The sequence below is a fragment of the Hymenobacter polaris genome, from assembly GCF_012927305.1.
In the GTDB taxonomy this organism is placed as follows: Bacteria; Bacteroidota; Bacteroidia; order Cytophagales; family Hymenobacteraceae; genus Hymenobacter; species Hymenobacter polaris.
In genome coordinates, this window is sequence record NZ_JABBGH010000001.1 from 1,161,058 (window position 1) to 1,175,814 (window position 14,757).

The following is a 14,757-nucleotide window of genomic DNA, read 5'->3' on the forward strand; positions in this document are numbered from 1 at the left end:
ACGCGGGGCTTTTTTAGTGAGCCAGGGGTTTAGTCTACTAGCGAGTCGACTACGCTCGATACCAGCGACAGGGCCAGACTCAGAATAAGGGCGCTGAAAAAGCCTTCTACCGAGAAGCTGCTCATCAGATAATCGGCCAGCTTGATGATGATAACGTTGATAACCAGCAGGAAAATGCCTAGGGTAATGACCGTGATGGGAAAGCCGATAATCTTCAGAATTGGCTTTACGGTGGCGTTCAGCAAGCCCAGTACGATAACCAGAATGATGGCGCTGCCAAAGCCGTTGAGGTGCACGTTGGGCAGCACTTGGGCCAGGCCGTAGGTGAGCGCGGCCGTGAGCAGGAATTTGATGAGAAACTTACCCATGTAAAAAAAAGGTGTGTGAAAGAAACGAAGGTGCGTAGGCCAGCAAACTAAAAGCACGCCAAACCTTTGATTCGGCATGACGTGCTTTTCGACGGATTGGTTACTCCGGCGGTGCTTTAGGCGGCCGTTTCGACGCCCCTGGCCCCTAGGCGACCCTGCGAGGCGGCCATCCAGTTGCAGAGCTGGTAGAGCAGGCGGGCGCCCACGATGGCGTTCCACTCGGTGTCGCCAGGCGCTACCTCGTTGAGGTCGAAGCCGATAACCTGACGGCCAGAGCGCACCACTTGGCGCAGCAGGTAGGTGGCTTCTTCGTATTCGAGGCCGCCGGGCACGGGCGTGCCGGTGCCGGGGCACAGCTTGGGGTCGAGCCCGTCGATGTCGAAGCTGATGTAGACCTTAGGTGGCAGCTGGGCGATAATCTTGCCGCACACTTTTTTCCACGATTTCTTGGCAAATTTCTCGTCGCTCAGAAAGCGCTGCCCGAACATCGCCACCCGGCCGTTGGAGTGCTCGATAAGGTCGGCCTCCTGCTGGCACAGGTCGCGGATGCCCACCTGCACCAGCTTCTTCACCTGGGGCAGCTGCAGGGCGTTGTACATGATGCTGGCGTGCGAGTACTGGAAGCCCTCGTAGGCGGGGCGCAAGTCGCAGTGCGCGTCAAACTGCAGGATGCCGAAGCCATCAGGGTGGCGCTCGGCCAGGGCTTGGATATACCCTAGGGGGGTGCTGTGGTCGCCGCCCAGCACGCCCACGGCCTTGCCCGCGTCGAGCAGGGCGCCGGTCTTTTCTTTCAGCCAGTTGGTCAGTTGGTTGCCCGCCTGCGTCACGCGGCCCAGCACGGCGCTGTGCTGGCTGGCGTCCTCGGCCGGCCGGCCCTGCTCTACCCAGCCAATGTAGTCGGCGGCGGCGGGGCGCAGCTCGCGGCTGGTGGCGGCAATGTGCTCGTCGGGGTCTTCCATGGCCAGGCCCAGCTTCCAGGCGTCGGGCAGGTCGGGGTCGTAAAGGTCTACCTGCAGCGAGGCCTCCCGGATGGCTTCGGGGCCTAGGGCGGTGCCAGCGCGGTAACTCACGGTCACTTCCCAGGGCACGGGCACCACCACCACCTGGGCGTCATCGGGAGAAAAAGGCAGGCCAAATAAGCCCCCCTCGGCGGCGTCGCCGGGGGCGTTGGGGTCAAAGTTGGCAATTTTTTGCGCGCGGCTTTCGGCTGACACTGGCAAGAAACATTAGGGCTACCAGTTGGTAACCAGGTTAGAATATACTTAAAGAAAGCACGTCATGCTGAGCTTGTCGAAGCATCTCTCCTAAACAACCCCCTAGGGACGCAGTAGAGATGCTTCGACAAGCTCAGCATGACGTGCTTTTTAACTTAAACTTAGCGACACCTGCTTAGCGCGAAGCCTGGGTTTTACCCAGAAACTCATAGGTGCGGATGATGTCGAGAATCTTGACGAAGGTGGCGCGGTCGAAAAACAGCATCAGCGGCAGCTCCACCGAGTTATCCTTATCCGAAAACTGGGTGATGACCGAAAAGATGAGCGGCTGCAGGGCCTCCTGGTCGGGCATGAGGGCGTGCAGGGCGGCGCCCAAGTCACCGGTTGGCGCCTGGGGCGGCGCGCCGTAGATATTGGCCTTCAGAATGTTGGCCAACTGTGTTACTAGCGCGCCGGTGATGATGTTACTGATTTCGAGTAGCAGCGACTCTTGCAGCTCGTTGAGCTTGAGCGCATCGGTCACCTGCATCCGCAGGCACACTTTGGAGAGGCGCTGCACGTGCTGGCCCGAGAAGAACATGAACGTGGAGCCGTTAAAATCGCCCCGGATGTCGCTCTGAATAGCCACGTAGCTGGCCTGGTATTCGCGCACCCGCTCGATGATGCTGCTGCTGGGCAGCAAGTCCAGGTTGGGCACTTCCAGCATCACCCGCTCCTGGGCAATGACGGCGAAGCTATCCGCGGCCCGCGCCAGGCCAATATTCAAAATCTCGCGGATAATGTCGCGCTCCAGCTCACTCATGGATAGATTCATAATTACTCAGTGCGAAGGCGGCCAGGGCCGGCAAAGTAGTACGAAAAAAGGTAAGAACCGGCCCGCATCAGGGTCGTTTCGCTAAAAATAGCCGCGTGAGGGCGGGCACATCCAGCACCAGGCACAGCTGCCCGCTGCCAAGCAGCGTCACGCCGCCAAACAGGTCAATCGTGTCGAGCGGCTTGCTCAGCTGCTTCACCACGATATTTTGCTGGCGCAGAAAGCGGTCCACCACCAGCCCCAGGCGGCGACCATTGTAGCTCACCACCAGTACCTGCTGCTGCACGTCGGCAGCGGGCAAATCGGCGCGGGTGGCGCGGGGCAGCGGCTCGTCGCCCTCCAGGTACAGCAGCTGGCGCAGGGGCACCAGGGGCACGTTTTCGTCCTGCACGCGGGTCATCAGCAGGCCGCCCACGGCAAAAATCTCGTCGCTGCGCAAGGACAGCACCACGTCGGTGTGCAGCAGCGGCACGGCGTAGGCACGCTCGTCTAGCTCCACCAGCAGCGAGCCTTTTACGGCGATGCTGGTGGGCAGCACCAGGGTAAAGGTGGTGCCCTTGCCCAGTTCGGAGTTGACGCGCAGCCGCCCCCCTAGGCTATCGATGGCTAGCTTCACTACGTCGAGGCCCACGCCCCGGCCCGAAATGTCGGTAATCTGCTCAGCCATCGAGAAGCCTGGCTCAAAGAGCAGCGCCCACACGGCTTGCTCGTCGAGGGCGGCGGCTGCTTCGGCCGAAAGCATGTTTTGGCGCACCGCTTTCTTGCGCACCGCCTCGGTATTGATGCCGCGGCCATCATCCTGCACTTGCAGCAGCACATCGTCGCGCTCGGTGAGGGCCGAGATGCTGAGGCGGCCCACGGCGGGCTTGCCGGCCGCCTGCCGGTCGGCGGGGTTTTCGATGCCGTGGCTCACGGCGTTGCGCACAATGTGCAGCAGCGCGTCGGTAATCAGCTGCAGCACGTTACGGTCAATTTGCACGTCCTGGCCGCTCAGCGTCAGCTCCACCTGCTTGCTTTCGGCGCTGGCCACGTCGCGCACTACCCGCGGAAACTTATTGAGCAGTACGCCCGCCCCTACCAGGCGCACGTCCATCACCGAGTACTGCAAGTCATCGGAAATGCGGAACAGGTGGCGGGCGGTGGCTTGCAGGGCGGGGCTGCCCAGCTCGGTAGCCAGCGTCAGAATGCGGTCGCGGTCAATGACCAGCTCGCCCACCAGGTTCAGTAGGTTATCAAGCTTCTTTACTGGTATCGACACCAGGTCCGACAGCTCCAGCTTGCGAGCGGCGTCGGCATCGGCCTGCTCGTCGGTAGGCTCGGTCTGGGCCTGCACGGGCTCCTCGCCCTTGATTAAAAGGTCCAGGTTGTCGAGCAAGGCCTGCGCATCCACCGTTTGCTGGTCCGAGCCCACGGCCCGAATCATTCCCCCTAGGGTGTCTACGGCCTGGAAAGTCATGCCCACCAGCGCCCCGGTAAAGCTCCGCTCCTGCCCGCGAATCTGGCCGAAGAGGGTTTCCATCTTGTGCGCTACCTCGCCCATCTCCACAAAGCCCATAGCGCGGGCATTGGCCTTGAGGTTGTGCATGAGCCGGAACAGCTCATTGAGCGCGTTAACCTCCTGCGGATTGCGCTCCAACTCGCTCAAGTGCCGCGACATGGCGTCGTAGTACTCGAGCGCCTCGGCCATAAACAGCTCCCGGTATTCCTGCTCGCGTGATTTCATAGCGCAGTGGGCGTCAGGAAGCAGGCCAGCACCGGGCGCACCCAGCCGCCAACCCAAACCGGGAGGGGTGCGCAGAGTAGGTACGGGGACGGGAGCATGGCAAAAAGGGAAAAAGCGAGTAGCGGCAACCACCCGCGGTGGTGGCCTTGGGCCGCGGGTAGGGCCCTAGGGGCTTAGCTGAGGGCGCCGCCCACGATGTCGAGCACCTGCTCTTCCGAGAAAGGCTTCACGATGTAAGCCAGGGCGCCGTTCTCAATGGCCTCGTTCACAATAGTTTCCTGGCCCACGGCCGAGCACATGACCACCTTGGCATCGGGCTGCTGCTCGCGAATGCCCTTGAGCACATCGAGGCCGGTGTTGTCGGGCAGAATCACGTCGAGCGTAATCAGGTCGGGGGTGGTGGCTACGGCCATTTCGAGGGCCTGCTGGCCGTTGGCCGCCTCGCCCACTACGTCGTAGCCCGCGTCGGTGAGCATATTCTTGAGCATCGTCCGCATATAGAACGAGTCGTCGACGATGAGAATGCGCTTATTCATTGATAATCAAAGGAGAAATGGAAGGTAAGCTACAGCTAGCGGCAAGCGCTTAGCCCTCTACGGCTTTTGAGCGTCATTGGGTGTGGTTTGGGTGGATTTAGTGCTGGCCTCGGCGGTGCGGCCGGGCAAGCGCATGATTTCGGCGGGCGTCAGCAGCTTCGGCATGTCGAGCACGATGATAACACCGCCCCCATTGGGTAGCTTGGCAATGCCCTCGAGGTATTTTTCCTTCTGGCCGCTGTCCTGCACAAATTCGGGCGCGGGCTCAATCAGGCTTACGGGCAGCGTGAGGGGCCTAGGCACTTCGCGCACCAGCAGCCCCAAGGTGTAGTCGGGCGCCTCCACGGCCAGCGTGTACGACATGGCGGGCACGGGCCGGCCGGCCGGCCGCAGTTGAAAGCGCTCCTCCAAATCGACGATGGCGATGATGTCGCCCCGCAGGTTGGCAATGCCCTTAATGAAGGGCGGCGTCTTGGGCATCTTCACCACTTCGGGCGTGATGGTAACTTCCTTCACTTGCTCGATGCGAATGCCGTATTCTTCATCGCCAAGCTGAAACACAATGAGTTGCACTGTGGCTTCGGGCGGGGCGGGCGCCGGGCGGCCCAGCGCGACCGTGGTAGCGTCAGGCATGGCTTATTTCGAGCGGGGTTTGCGGGTGCGGGCAGAGGCAGCGGGCGCGGCCTCCTGAGATGGGGCAGTGGGCTTGGCCTTGGCGCGCCGCACCGGGGCAGCTGGCTCGGCCGCTGGCGCGGGGCTAGGGGCAGCCGCGGGGCTGGCGCGCCGGGCGGGGGCGGCCGCCGTGGTGGCCGGACGCCCACTGCTATTGCCCGTGCTCTTAGTGCCGCCGTGGCCATTGCGGCTGCCGTTGCTGTGGCCGTTGGCACTAGCGGCTGGGTAGCTGCTGGGGCGGGCGGGGGCAGCCGAACTACCGTTGGCACTGCTGGCGGGGCCGTTGGTGCCGGCCGCTACGGCGCGGCGCATCAGGCGGCGCGGGGGCTCCGGGATGGGCTCGGGTTCGGGCTCCGGCTCCTCGTAATACTCGAAGAGGCGGAAGGTTTCGAGGCCGCCCTGCAGGTCGTCGGCAATGTCGGAGAGGCGCTGCGACGAGCTGGTCAGCTCCTGCATGCTGGTGGAGAGCTGGCGGGCGGTGCCGGCCACCTGCTGGGTGCCGGTGGCCGTCTGCTCGGCAATGGCCACCACTTCCTCCACGTACTTCACCACGTCCGAAATCGAGTTCTGCTGCACCTCGGTGGCCGTGAGAATATCGCGCGAAGTGCGCAGCGTTTCGCCGCTGCTGGTGGCAATGTTCTTAAAGGCCGCGCTGGCCTCAAAGGTGGCGTTCTTGCCCTTCGACACCCGGCTTTCCATGGCCGAGATGGCCGCGGCGGCGCTGGTCGTGTCCTTGCGCACATCCTCTACCAAAGTGGCAATTTCGTTGGCCGACTTGCGCGAGCCCTCGGCCAGCTTGCGGATTTCCTCGGCTACCACCGCGAAGCCGCGGCCCGCCTCGCCGGCGCGGGCGGCCTCAATAGCGGCGTTGAGGGCCAGCAGGTTGGTTTGCGAGGCAATGTCGGTAATCACCCCTAGGGACTTGCTGATTTCGCCCGAGCGGGTGCTGAGCACCTCGATGGTGCGCGAGGTTTGGGTGGCGGCACCGGAGATTTCCTCCATGTTCTTCACCACCTCGGCCACCGTTTTCAGGCCCTGCTGCGACGTCTGCTCACCCATAATGGCGGCCTTGTTCACCACGTCGGCCTTGTTGGCCGTTTCCTTGGTGGCCGTCATAATCTCCTCAATCAGCTTGAACGCCTGGTCGGTTTTGAGGGCCTGGTTTTGAGCGCCCTCGGCCATTTGCTGCATCGCCAGGGCCACGTCCACCGTTACGCGGCTCATTTCCTGGCCTTTGTCCACCATCTCCTCCGAGTTGGTGCCCACCACCTGGGCCGAGTCGTTGATTTCACCGAGCAGTGCGTTGAGGTTCTCCACCGCTAGGTTCAAGGAGTTCGACATGGCCGTGATGTCGCCGGCCGTTTGCAGCTCCACCATCTGCGTCAGGTCGCCCTCCGAGATAGCCTGCACCACGCGGCTGACTTCCAGCACCGGCAGGGCAATGCTCTCAATCAAGGCGTTGAGGGTGTCCACCAGCTCCTTCCACGAGCCCGACACGCCGCCCACGCTGGCGCGCTCGGTAAGCTTGCCCTCGGCGCCGGCCACGCGGGCCACGCGGCTCACTTCCGAGGCCAGGCGGTTGAGGTCGTCCACCATGCTGTTGATGGTCTGCGCCAAGTCGGCTACCTCGCCGGCCGTCTCTAGAGTCAGTTTCTGCGTCAAGTCGCCCTGACTCACGGCCGTCACCACCTTCACCAGCCCCCGCACCTGCGTGGTGAGGTTGGCGGCCATCACGTTCACGTTGTTGGTCAGGTCTTTCCACACGCCGCTTACGCCGGGCACGCTGGCCTGGCCGCCGAGCTTGCCCTCGGTGCCCACCTCCAGGGCCACGCGGGTTACCTCGCCGGCGAAGATGTTGAGCGAGTCCACCATTTGGTTGATGTTGTCCTTGAGGTCGAGCAGCTCGCCGCGCACGTCCACCGATACCTTCTGGCTGAGGTCGCCGCGGGCCACGGCCGTCGTCACGTTGGCAATGTCGCGCACCTGGCTGGTCAGCGACGAGGCCATCGTGTTCACGTTGTCCGTCAAGTCTTTCCAGGTGCCTTTCACGCCCGGCACCACGGCCTGGCCCCCTAGGCGCCCTTCGGTGCCCACCTCGCGGGCCACGCGCGTCACCTCGTCGCCGAAGATGTTCAAGGAGTCCACCATTTGGTTGAGGTTTTCCTTGAGCTGCAGCAACTCGCCGCGCACGTTCACCGTCACGCGCTGGCTGAGGTCGCCCCTAGCCACAGCAGTGGCCACGTTGGCGATGTCGCGCACCTGGCTGGTTAGGTTGCTGGCCATCGTGTTCACGTTGTCGGTCAGCTCCTTCCACACGCCCCCTACCCTAGGCACGTTGGCCTGGCCGCCCAGGATGCCCTCGGTGCCCACCTCGCGGGCCACGCGCGTCACCTCGCCAGCGAAAATATTCAGGGAGTCCACCATCTGATTCAGGATGTTTTTGAGGTCGAGAATCTCGCCCTGCACATCCACGGTCATCTTCTGCCCCAGGTCGCCGCGGGCCACGGCGGTCGCCACGTTGGCGATGTCGCGCACCTGGTCAGTGAGATTGCTAGCCATCGTGTTCACGTTGTCGGTCAGCTCCTTCCAGGTGCCGCCCACGCCCGGCACCACGGCCTGGCCGCCGAGCTTGCCCTCGGTGCCCACCTCGCGGGCCACGCGCGTTACCTCGTCGCCGAAGATGTTCAGGGAGTCCACCATCTGATTCAGGATGTTTTTCAGCTCCAGAATCTCGCCCTTCACGTTCACCGTCATCTTCTGCCCTAGGTCACCCCTAGCTACGGCAGTAGCCACGTTGGCGATGTCGCGCACCTGGTCGGTGAGGTTGGCGGCCATGTTGTTCACGTTGTCCGTCAGGTCTTTCCAAATGCCCGACACGCCCGGCACGCTGGCCTGGCCGCCGAGTTTGCCCTCGGTGCCCACGTCGAGGGCCACGCGCGTTACCTCACCGGCAAACAAATTCAGCGAATCCAGCATCTGATTGAGGTTCTGCTTGAGCTGCAGCAGCTCGCCCTTCACGTCCACCGTCATCTTCTGGCTGAGGTCGCCGCGGGCTACGGCCGTCGTCACGTTGGCAATGTCGCGCACCTGGCTGGTGAAGGCGGCGGCCATCGTGTTCACATTCTCGGTCAGCTCCTTCCACACGCCGCCCACGTTGGGCACCACGGCCTGGCCGCCCAGCTTACCCTCGGTGCCCACTTCCTGCGCCACCCGGCTCACCTCGCCCGCAAACACGTTGAGGTTGTCGATGGTCTGGTTGATGGTTTCGGCCATCACCTTAAAGTCGCCCGACACGGGTATCTGGAAGCTCTCGTCGAGGTTGCCCTTGCTGATGTTCTTGAGCACCTTGCCCACTTCCAGCACCGGCACCGCAATGCTGTCCACCAGGCCGTTGATGTTGTTGAGCATGTCGCGCCAGAAGCCGCTGGCCCCTTCCGAGGAGGCGCGGGCCTTGAGGTTGCCTTCCACGCCCGCCACCTTCGAAATGCGCGACACCTCGCCCCCCACCCCGCCTATCATCTCCACCATCGAGTTGTAGGCCTCGGCGATTTCCGAGAAGATATCGTCGTTTTGCTTGGTCAGGCGCACACTCACGTCACCCTTCTTAAAGGCATCGAGGGCGAAGAGCACGCGGTTGAGCTGCTCGTTCACGTAGTCGCTGTCGGTGGTGGGGTCGAGTTCGGCCCGGCGGGCACCGCGCTTGCGGGTTTGGTCGGGGCGGCCCTGGTCGGCGGGCAGCGCAGCGGCGGCATCGGCCGCCGGCGCAGCAGCAGGGTGTTTGGCAGTAGCCATAGTATGCGGAGAGGTGGAAACGGAAAGCAGCCTGAGGGCCGCACCAGTGGGGAATAGCAAATGTATAACAAGGGCGCGGGTTGCCAGCGGGGTGGCGCCTAGGGCCCGGCAACTCCCAAACCGAGGGCCAAAGGCCACCGGGCCGCGCCAGAGCCCTAGGGCACCTGGGCGAGCGCCATCGGGCTAACTAGTGCATCTTTGTGCCCGCTTTCAACTTTTCGGAAGGTACTTGCGTTCTCTCGGTTCGAGAAAACTGTACCCGCCCCTCCCGCCCTTCGCATGGTCAAGAATCTAGTAATTGTCGAGTCGCCCGCCAAGGCCAAAACCATAGAGGGCTACCTCGGCCAGGATTACGTGGTGCGCAGCAGCTACGGCCACGTGCGCGACTTGCCCAAGGACAACAACGCCATCGACATCGCCAACGGCTTCAAGCCCACCTACGTGGTGGATGCCGACAAGCGCGAGCTAATTTCACAACTGAAGAAATTGGCCAAAGAGGCGGAAATGGTGTGGCTAGCGAGCGACGACGACCGCGAGGGTGAGGCCATCAGCTGGCACTTGGCCGAGACGCTTAACCTAAAGGACGAGAAGACGAAGCGCATCGTGTTTCGCGAGATTACCAAGCCGGCCATTCTCAGCGCCATCGACAACCCTAGGGCTATCGACTTGAATTTGGTGAACGCCCAGCAGGCCCGCCGCGTGCTCGACCGCCTCGTGGGCTTCGAGCTGAGCCCGGTGCTGTGGCGCAAGGTGAAAGCCGGCTTGAGCGCGGGCCGCGTGCAAAGCGTGGCCGTGCGCCTGGTGGTGGACCGCGAGCGCGAAATCAGCCACTTCAAAACCGCCAGCGCCTACCGCGTAGTAGCCCGCTTCGACGCCGGCCAGGGCACGACGCTGGAAGCCGACCTGCCCACCCGCTACAAAACTCGCGAAGAGGCCGAGGCCTTTTTGGAGCGCTGCCTAGGGGCTACCTACAGCATCGAGAGCCTGGACAAGAAGCCCGGCAAGCGCACGCCCGCGCCGCCCTTCACCACCAGCACCTTGCAGCAGGAGGCCTCGCGCAAGCTCAGCTTCTCGGTGGCCCAGACCATGAGCGTGGCCCAGAAGCTCTACGAGGCCGGCCACATCAGCTACATGCGTACCGACTCGGTGAACCTGAGCCAGGAGGCGCGGGCCGGGGCTAGGGCCGCCATTGAGGCCGCCTACGGGGCTGAGTACGCCCACGAGCGGCAGTTCAAGACCAAGTCGGCCAGCGCCCAGGAGGCGCACGAAGCCATCCGGCCCACGCATTTCGAGAAGTTGAAAGCCGGTGCCGACGGCCAGGAGCAGCGCCTCTACGAGCTGATTCGCAAGCGGGCTATGGGCTCGCAGATGGCCGACGCCCAGATAGAGCGTACCACGGCCGTGATTGGCATCAGCACCCAGCCGGGTACCACGTTCTCGGCCACGGGCGAAGTCATTACGTTTGAAGGCTTTCTGAAGGCCTACGCCGAAAGCAAGGACGACGACGACCAGCCGGCCGATGGCGAGAGCAGCTTCTCGCGGGGCCTGCCGCCGCTGCGCGTGGGCCAGCAGCTTCCTTTGCAGACGCTGACGGCCACCGAGCGCTTCTCGGCCCCGCCCGCCCGCTACACCGAGGCCTCGCTGGTGAAGAAGCTGGAGGAGATGGGCATCGGCCGCCCCAGCACCTACGCCCCCACCATCAGCATCGTGCAGAAGCGCGGCTACGTGGAGAAAGACTCGCGCGAGGGCAAGGAGCGCAAGTTTTACGTGCTGAGCCTAACCGATGGCGCGGTGAAAACCGAGCAGCGCACCGAAACTTACGGCGCCGACAAAGCCAAGCTCTTCCCGACTGACACCGCGCTGGTAGTCAATGATTTCCTGGTGGAGCACTTCCCGGCCATCGTAGACTACCAGTTCACGGCCAAGGTGGAGGACGAGTTTGACCAGATTGCCAACGGCCGCGAGGACTGGGGGCACATGCTGGCCGGCTTCTACGAGCCCTTCCACCAGAGCGTGGAGCGCGGCCAGGACATTGAGCGCAGCACCTTGAGCAGCACCCGCGAAATCGGCGTGCACCCCGAAACGGGCGAGAAAATCACGGCCCGCCTGGGTAAGTACGGCCCCTACGTAGCTCTGGGCGACACCACCGACCCCAACGTGAAGCCGGCCTACGCCAACCTGCGCAAAGGCCAGTTTATTGAGAGCATTACCCTGGATGAGGCACTCGACTTGTTTAAGCTGCCTAGGGTAGTGGGCGAGTTTGAGGGCAAGGAGATGCAGGCTAACCTAGGCCGCTTCGGCCCCTACATCCGCCACGACAGCAAGTTCTACTCGCTCACCAAGGAGCAGGACCCGATGAGCATCACGGCCGAAGAAGGCGTGCAGCTGATTGAGAACAAGCGCAAAGCTGATGCCGAGCGCCTCATCAAGGCCTTCCCCGAAAACCCCGAGGTGCAGGTGCTCAACGGCCGCTTTGGCCCCTACATCGTGGTGGGCAAGAAGAACGTGAAGATTCCGAAGGGCGAGGAGCCCGCTGACCTCACCCTGGAGCGCTGCCTGGAACTAGCCGCCGCCACCCCCGACAAGCCTGCCAAAGGCGGCCGCTTCGGCAAGAAAGCCGCCGCCGAGAAGCCGGAGAAGGAAGCCGACGCGCCCACGAAAAAGGCCGCCAAGGAGGCAGTGCCGGCCAAGAAGAAAGCGACCACTACGGCTAAAAAGAAGGAACCGGCCAAAAAAGCCGCTGGCACTAAAAAAACGGCGGCCAGCAAGTAGACGGCCGCCCCTGACGCAGCAGGCCCCACAAAAAAAGGAGTGGCAACCAGGCTGAGCCCGGTTACCACTCCTTTTTTATGGCCACACCCCTATGACTCTTCTTTGCTGCCGAAGCCGAAGAAGCGCTTGATGGCGGCCCAGGCACCCCCTATGGCCAGGATTATCACTTTCCAGAACTTGGCAATGAGCGCGAAGGCGCCGACTTTGGCCAGTACCTTGCCCGCCACCAGGCCGCCGATGGAATAGGCGGCTACTTCATCCAGTTTGGGGTTGAAGTCGCGGTACTGCTCGCCGCGCACGAACTGCACGTTGGCCAGCAGGCCGGGGATGCTCTGCTTGATTTCGGGCAGCTGGGCCGGGTCGGCTACGGCGTTGAAAATCAGCACGCCCTTGCGACCCAGGATGCGCACGTTGTAATTGAGGGTTTGCTCGAGGCCGCTGCCGAAGCGCAGCAGCTTGGCCCAGTGCAGCGTGTGCTGCTGCTTGTCGTAGTAGGGCTTGGCGCCCCAGCCGTAGACGTGCACGGCCTCGTAGCCGGCCTCTTCGCGGGCGGGGTTTTCCTCTTCGCTTTCCTTCTGCATGGTTTCCAGCAGCTCGTCGTAGTCGATGTCGTCGGCGTCATCATCCTTCACATACCCTAGGGCCTCGTACTGAATGATGTAGCCCCAATTGCTCTCGCTCAGCGGCCCCTTGTTGACCGGAAACAGCATTCCGAGATTGGTTTGGGGCGGGTTGTGCCAGAGCTTGTGCAGCACGTAGCCGCTCTGCGTCGAGTCGAGGTAGCGGAAGCCTTTCGGCACGGTCAACTCGCCCAGGCCGCCGGGCAGGGCCACGTGCCCCTGCTGGTAGTGGAAGGAGCTATTTACCGAGTCGGCGAACGCCCGGTAGAGCGCGGCTGAATCGACGGCCACCGCAGGCTTGGGCGGTGGAGTGGGTTTGGGCTTGGCGGCCAGGCCCGCAGTACTTAGCAGTAGAAAAAAGAGAGGCAGTAGCGTTTTTTTCATAAACTCCGCAACGAACATAGAATGAGGCGCCTAATGTACTAAGTGATATGCTGGAATGCCTCATTATTTCTTCACCACAGAGAAAAAGCAGCGGCCGGTACTTGGCGAATCAGTTAGCAACCGGCGTTGACGGGCAACTTGGCCCTAGGGCTGCTGCGCACAACAAATTGGCACTATTTCGTTTAGCAGCTTTCGCCTTACCGTGAACTACTTATTTCTTTTAGTGCTTAGCTTGCTGGCCGCGCCCGCTACCACGCCTACTTACCCCTGGCTACCGGCCGCGCCGGCGGCCGCCCACACCGTGGCCGCCCGTTTCGCGCCGCCCCTCGGGTGCCGCCGGGTGCCGGTAGCGGCCGGCTCGTGGGGCGAATGGCTGCGGGGGCTGCCGCTACGCCCAGCCGGTACGCCGGCGCGGCTCTACAACGGGCAGCTGAAAGACCGGCAGGACGTGGTGGCGGCCGTGGTGAACATCGACGTGGGCACCCAAGACTTGCAGCAGTGCGCCGACGCCGTGATTCGGCTGCGGGCCGAGTACCTGTTCAGCCAGAACCCCAACAGGGTGCATTTCCACCTCACCACGGGCTACGACTTCTGGTTTTTGGACTACGCGGCGGGGCACACGTTTCGGGTGAAAAATGAGGAAGTGCTCCCCGCCGCCAAGCCTGCCGAGGCACCCACTTACGCCGCTTTCAAGCGCTACCTGCTGCCCACGTTTGGCTACGCGGGTACGCTCTCGCTGCGCCGCGACCTGCGCCCGGTGCCGCTGGCCGAGGTGCAGCCCGGCGACGTGCTGCTGCACGGCGGGCGCCCCGGCCACGCCGTGCTGGTGGCCGATGTGGCCGAAAACCCGCGCACCGGCCAGCGCTATTTGCTGCTGGCTCAGAGCTACATGCCAGCCCAGAACATCCACCTGCTGCGCAACCTGGACGCGCCGGCCCTAGGGGCTTGGTTTGCCGTGCCAGGGCCCGAAGCCACCGAGTTAGCTACGCCCGAGTGGACGTTCGGTACGCAGGAGCTGGGGCGGTTTGAGTGAGTGGTTGGCAGTTGCTAGTTAGCAGTAAAAGAACATCATGCTGAGCCTGTCGAATCATCTCTACAGAATAACACCCTAGGGGGCGCGGTAGAGATGCTTCGGCTACGCTCAGCATGACGTTCTTTTTTTAGCAACTATGCTAAGGCAGGGCGGCAATTTTGGCGGCCGACAGCTCACTAAAATCACGGATGACCCTATCGGCCAGTTGCAAGTCCTGGCCTTCAGAGTGGGGGCTGGCGTAGCCGATGCAGTAGATGCCGGCGGCGTGGGCGGCGGCCATGCCGTTGCTGCTATCCTCGATGACGACGCACTCGGCTACGGGCGTGGCGGCCAGCTCGGCGGCGTGCAGGAAAATGGCCGGGTCGGGCTTGGAGCGCGCGAAGTCCTCGCCGCTGACGACGTGGGCGAAGTACGGCGCCAGCCCGAAGCGGTCGAACACGCGCTTGATGGTGGCCTTGGAGGCGCTGGAAGCCAGCACCAGCCCTAGGCCCGCCCGGCGGATATCATCGAGCAAGGGCCGCACACCGGGCAGCAAATCCAGGGACGGGTCGGTGTCGAAAATCTCGTTGAACAGCTCGCGCTTGCGCAGCACCAGGGCTTCGGGGTCTTGCGGCAGGCTGTAGAGACGCTGGAGCTGCTGCATCACGTTGCGAGTGGAGGAGCCCAGGAAGCTGGCGTATTCGGCGGCGGAAACCTGGATGCCCAGCTCGTCGAAGAGCTTGTAAAAGGCGGCGTGGTGGATGGGCTCGGTGTCGATAATGACGCCGTCCATGTCGAAAATGACGGTACGAATCATGCGCGGGGCTGGCGGAGAAAAAACAAAGGTGGC

At 63.0% G+C, this 14,757-nt stretch carries 11 protein-coding genes; 2 read left to right on the forward strand and 9 right to left on the reverse strand.

Features of this window, described 5'->3' with window-relative positions; all coding sequences use genetic code 11:
• Positions 1-29: 29 nt before the first annotated feature.
• The 7 genes from HHL22_RS04895 to HHL22_RS04925 all read right to left on the reverse strand — a co-directional run bounded on the left by HHL22_RS04895 (position 30) and on the right by HHL22_RS04925 (position 9,119).
• Positions 30-368, reverse strand: coding sequence for a phage holin family protein (locus HHL22_RS04895; RefSeq protein ID WP_169529826.1), 339 nt, complete (start codon positions 366-368; stop codon positions 30-32).
• A 116-nt stretch (positions 369-484) separates the two neighbouring features.
• On the reverse strand, positions 485-1,582 hold the full coding sequence (locus tag HHL22_RS04900; RefSeq protein WP_169529827.1) for an agmatinase family protein: 1,098 nt from the start codon (positions 1,580-1,582) through the stop codon (positions 485-487).
• Positions 1,583-1,757: 175 nt separating this feature from the next.
• On the reverse strand, positions 1,758-2,396 hold the full coding sequence (locus tag HHL22_RS04905; protein ID WP_241737965.1) for a chemotaxis protein CheC: 639 nt from the start codon (positions 2,394-2,396) through the stop codon (positions 1,758-1,760).
• Between the two features lie 67 nt (positions 2,397-2,463).
• The gene (locus HHL22_RS04910; protein WP_169529828.1) at positions 2,464-4,119 is read right to left on the reverse strand and encodes a chemotaxis protein CheA; all 1,656 of its coding nucleotides are present in this window, start codon (positions 4,117-4,119) and stop codon (positions 2,464-2,466) included.
• A 173-nt stretch (positions 4,120-4,292) separates the two neighbouring features.
• Positions 4,293-4,655 carry a response regulator gene (locus HHL22_RS04915; RefSeq protein WP_169529829.1) on the reverse strand — a complete coding sequence of 121 codons (363 nt, stop codon included), beginning with the start codon at positions 4,653-4,655 and terminating at the stop codon, positions 4,293-4,295.
• 57 nt (positions 4,656-4,712) lie between these two features.
• Complete coding sequence (locus tag HHL22_RS04920) at positions 4,713-5,288, reverse strand: chemotaxis protein CheW (protein ID WP_169529830.1); 576 nt, start codon at positions 5,286-5,288, stop codon at positions 4,713-4,715.
• 3 nt (positions 5,289-5,291) lie between these two features.
• On the reverse strand, positions 5,292-9,119 hold the full coding sequence (locus HHL22_RS04925) for a methyl-accepting chemotaxis protein (protein ID WP_169529831.1): 3,828 nt from the start codon (positions 9,117-9,119) through the stop codon (positions 5,292-5,294).
• A 279-nt stretch (positions 9,120-9,398) separates the two neighbouring features.
• On the opposite strand from HHL22_RS04925, the gene topA reads away from it, so the two are divergent.
• Positions 9,399-11,891 (forward strand): type I DNA topoisomerase, encoded by a 2,493-nt coding sequence (gene topA, locus HHL22_RS04930; protein ID WP_169529832.1) that lies wholly within the window; start codon positions 9,399-9,401, stop codon positions 11,889-11,891.
• 89 nt (positions 11,892-11,980) lie between these two features.
• On the opposite strand, the gene HHL22_RS04935 is transcribed toward topA, so the two are convergent.
• A complete protein-coding gene (locus HHL22_RS04935) occupies positions 11,981-12,895 on the reverse strand; it encodes a DUF2167 domain-containing protein (RefSeq protein ID WP_169529833.1) in 915 nt (304 codons plus the stop codon).
• Positions 12,896-13,097: 202 nt separating this feature from the next.
• On the opposite strand from HHL22_RS04935, the gene HHL22_RS04940 reads away from it, so the two are divergent.
• The gene (locus HHL22_RS04940; RefSeq protein ID WP_169529834.1) at positions 13,098-13,928 is read left to right on the forward strand and encodes a DUF4846 domain-containing protein; all 831 of its coding nucleotides are present in this window, start codon (positions 13,098-13,100) and stop codon (positions 13,926-13,928) included.
• A gap of 139 nt (positions 13,929-14,067) precedes the next feature.
• Here the strand turns inward: HHL22_RS04940 and HHL22_RS04945 are convergent, their stop codons facing one another.
• Positions 14,068-14,724 (reverse strand): HAD family hydrolase, encoded by a 657-nt coding sequence (locus tag HHL22_RS04945; protein WP_169529835.1) that lies wholly within the window; start codon positions 14,722-14,724, stop codon positions 14,068-14,070.
• Positions 14,725-14,757 lie beyond the last annotated feature (33 nt).

Excerpts from the sequence above, each read along its gene's own strand:
- HHL22_RS04895 (WP_169529826.1), bottom strand. The coding sequence starts at position 368 with ATGGGTAAGTTTCTCATCAAATTCCTGCTCACGGCCGCGCTCACCTAC.
- HHL22_RS04905 (WP_241737965.1), bottom strand. The coding sequence starts at position 2,396 with ATGAATCTATCCATGAGTGAGCTGGAGCGCGACATTATCCGCGAGATT.
- HHL22_RS04910 (WP_169529828.1), bottom strand. The coding sequence starts at position 4,119 with ATGAAATCACGCGAGCAGGAATACCGGGAGCTGTTTATGGCCGAGGCG.
- HHL22_RS04915 (WP_169529829.1), bottom strand. The coding sequence starts at position 4,655 with ATGAATAAGCGCATTCTCATCGTCGACGACTCGTTCTATATGCGGACG.
- HHL22_RS04920 (WP_169529830.1), bottom strand. The coding sequence starts at position 5,288 with ATGCCTGACGCTACCACGGTCGCGCTGGGCCGCCCGGCGCCCGCCCCG.
- HHL22_RS04925 (WP_169529831.1), bottom strand. The coding sequence starts at position 9,119 with ATGGCTACTGCCAAACACCCTGCTGCTGCGCCGGCGGCCGATGCCGCC.
- topA (WP_169529832.1), top strand. The coding sequence starts at position 9,399 with ATGGTCAAGAATCTAGTAATTGTCGAGTCGCCCGCCAAGGCCAAAACC.
- HHL22_RS04935 (WP_169529833.1), bottom strand. The coding sequence starts at position 12,895 with ATGAAAAAAACGCTACTGCCTCTCTTTTTTCTACTGCTAAGTACTGCG.
- HHL22_RS04945 (WP_169529835.1), bottom strand. The coding sequence starts at position 14,724 with ATGATTCGTACCGTCATTTTCGACATGGACGGCGTCATTATCGACACC.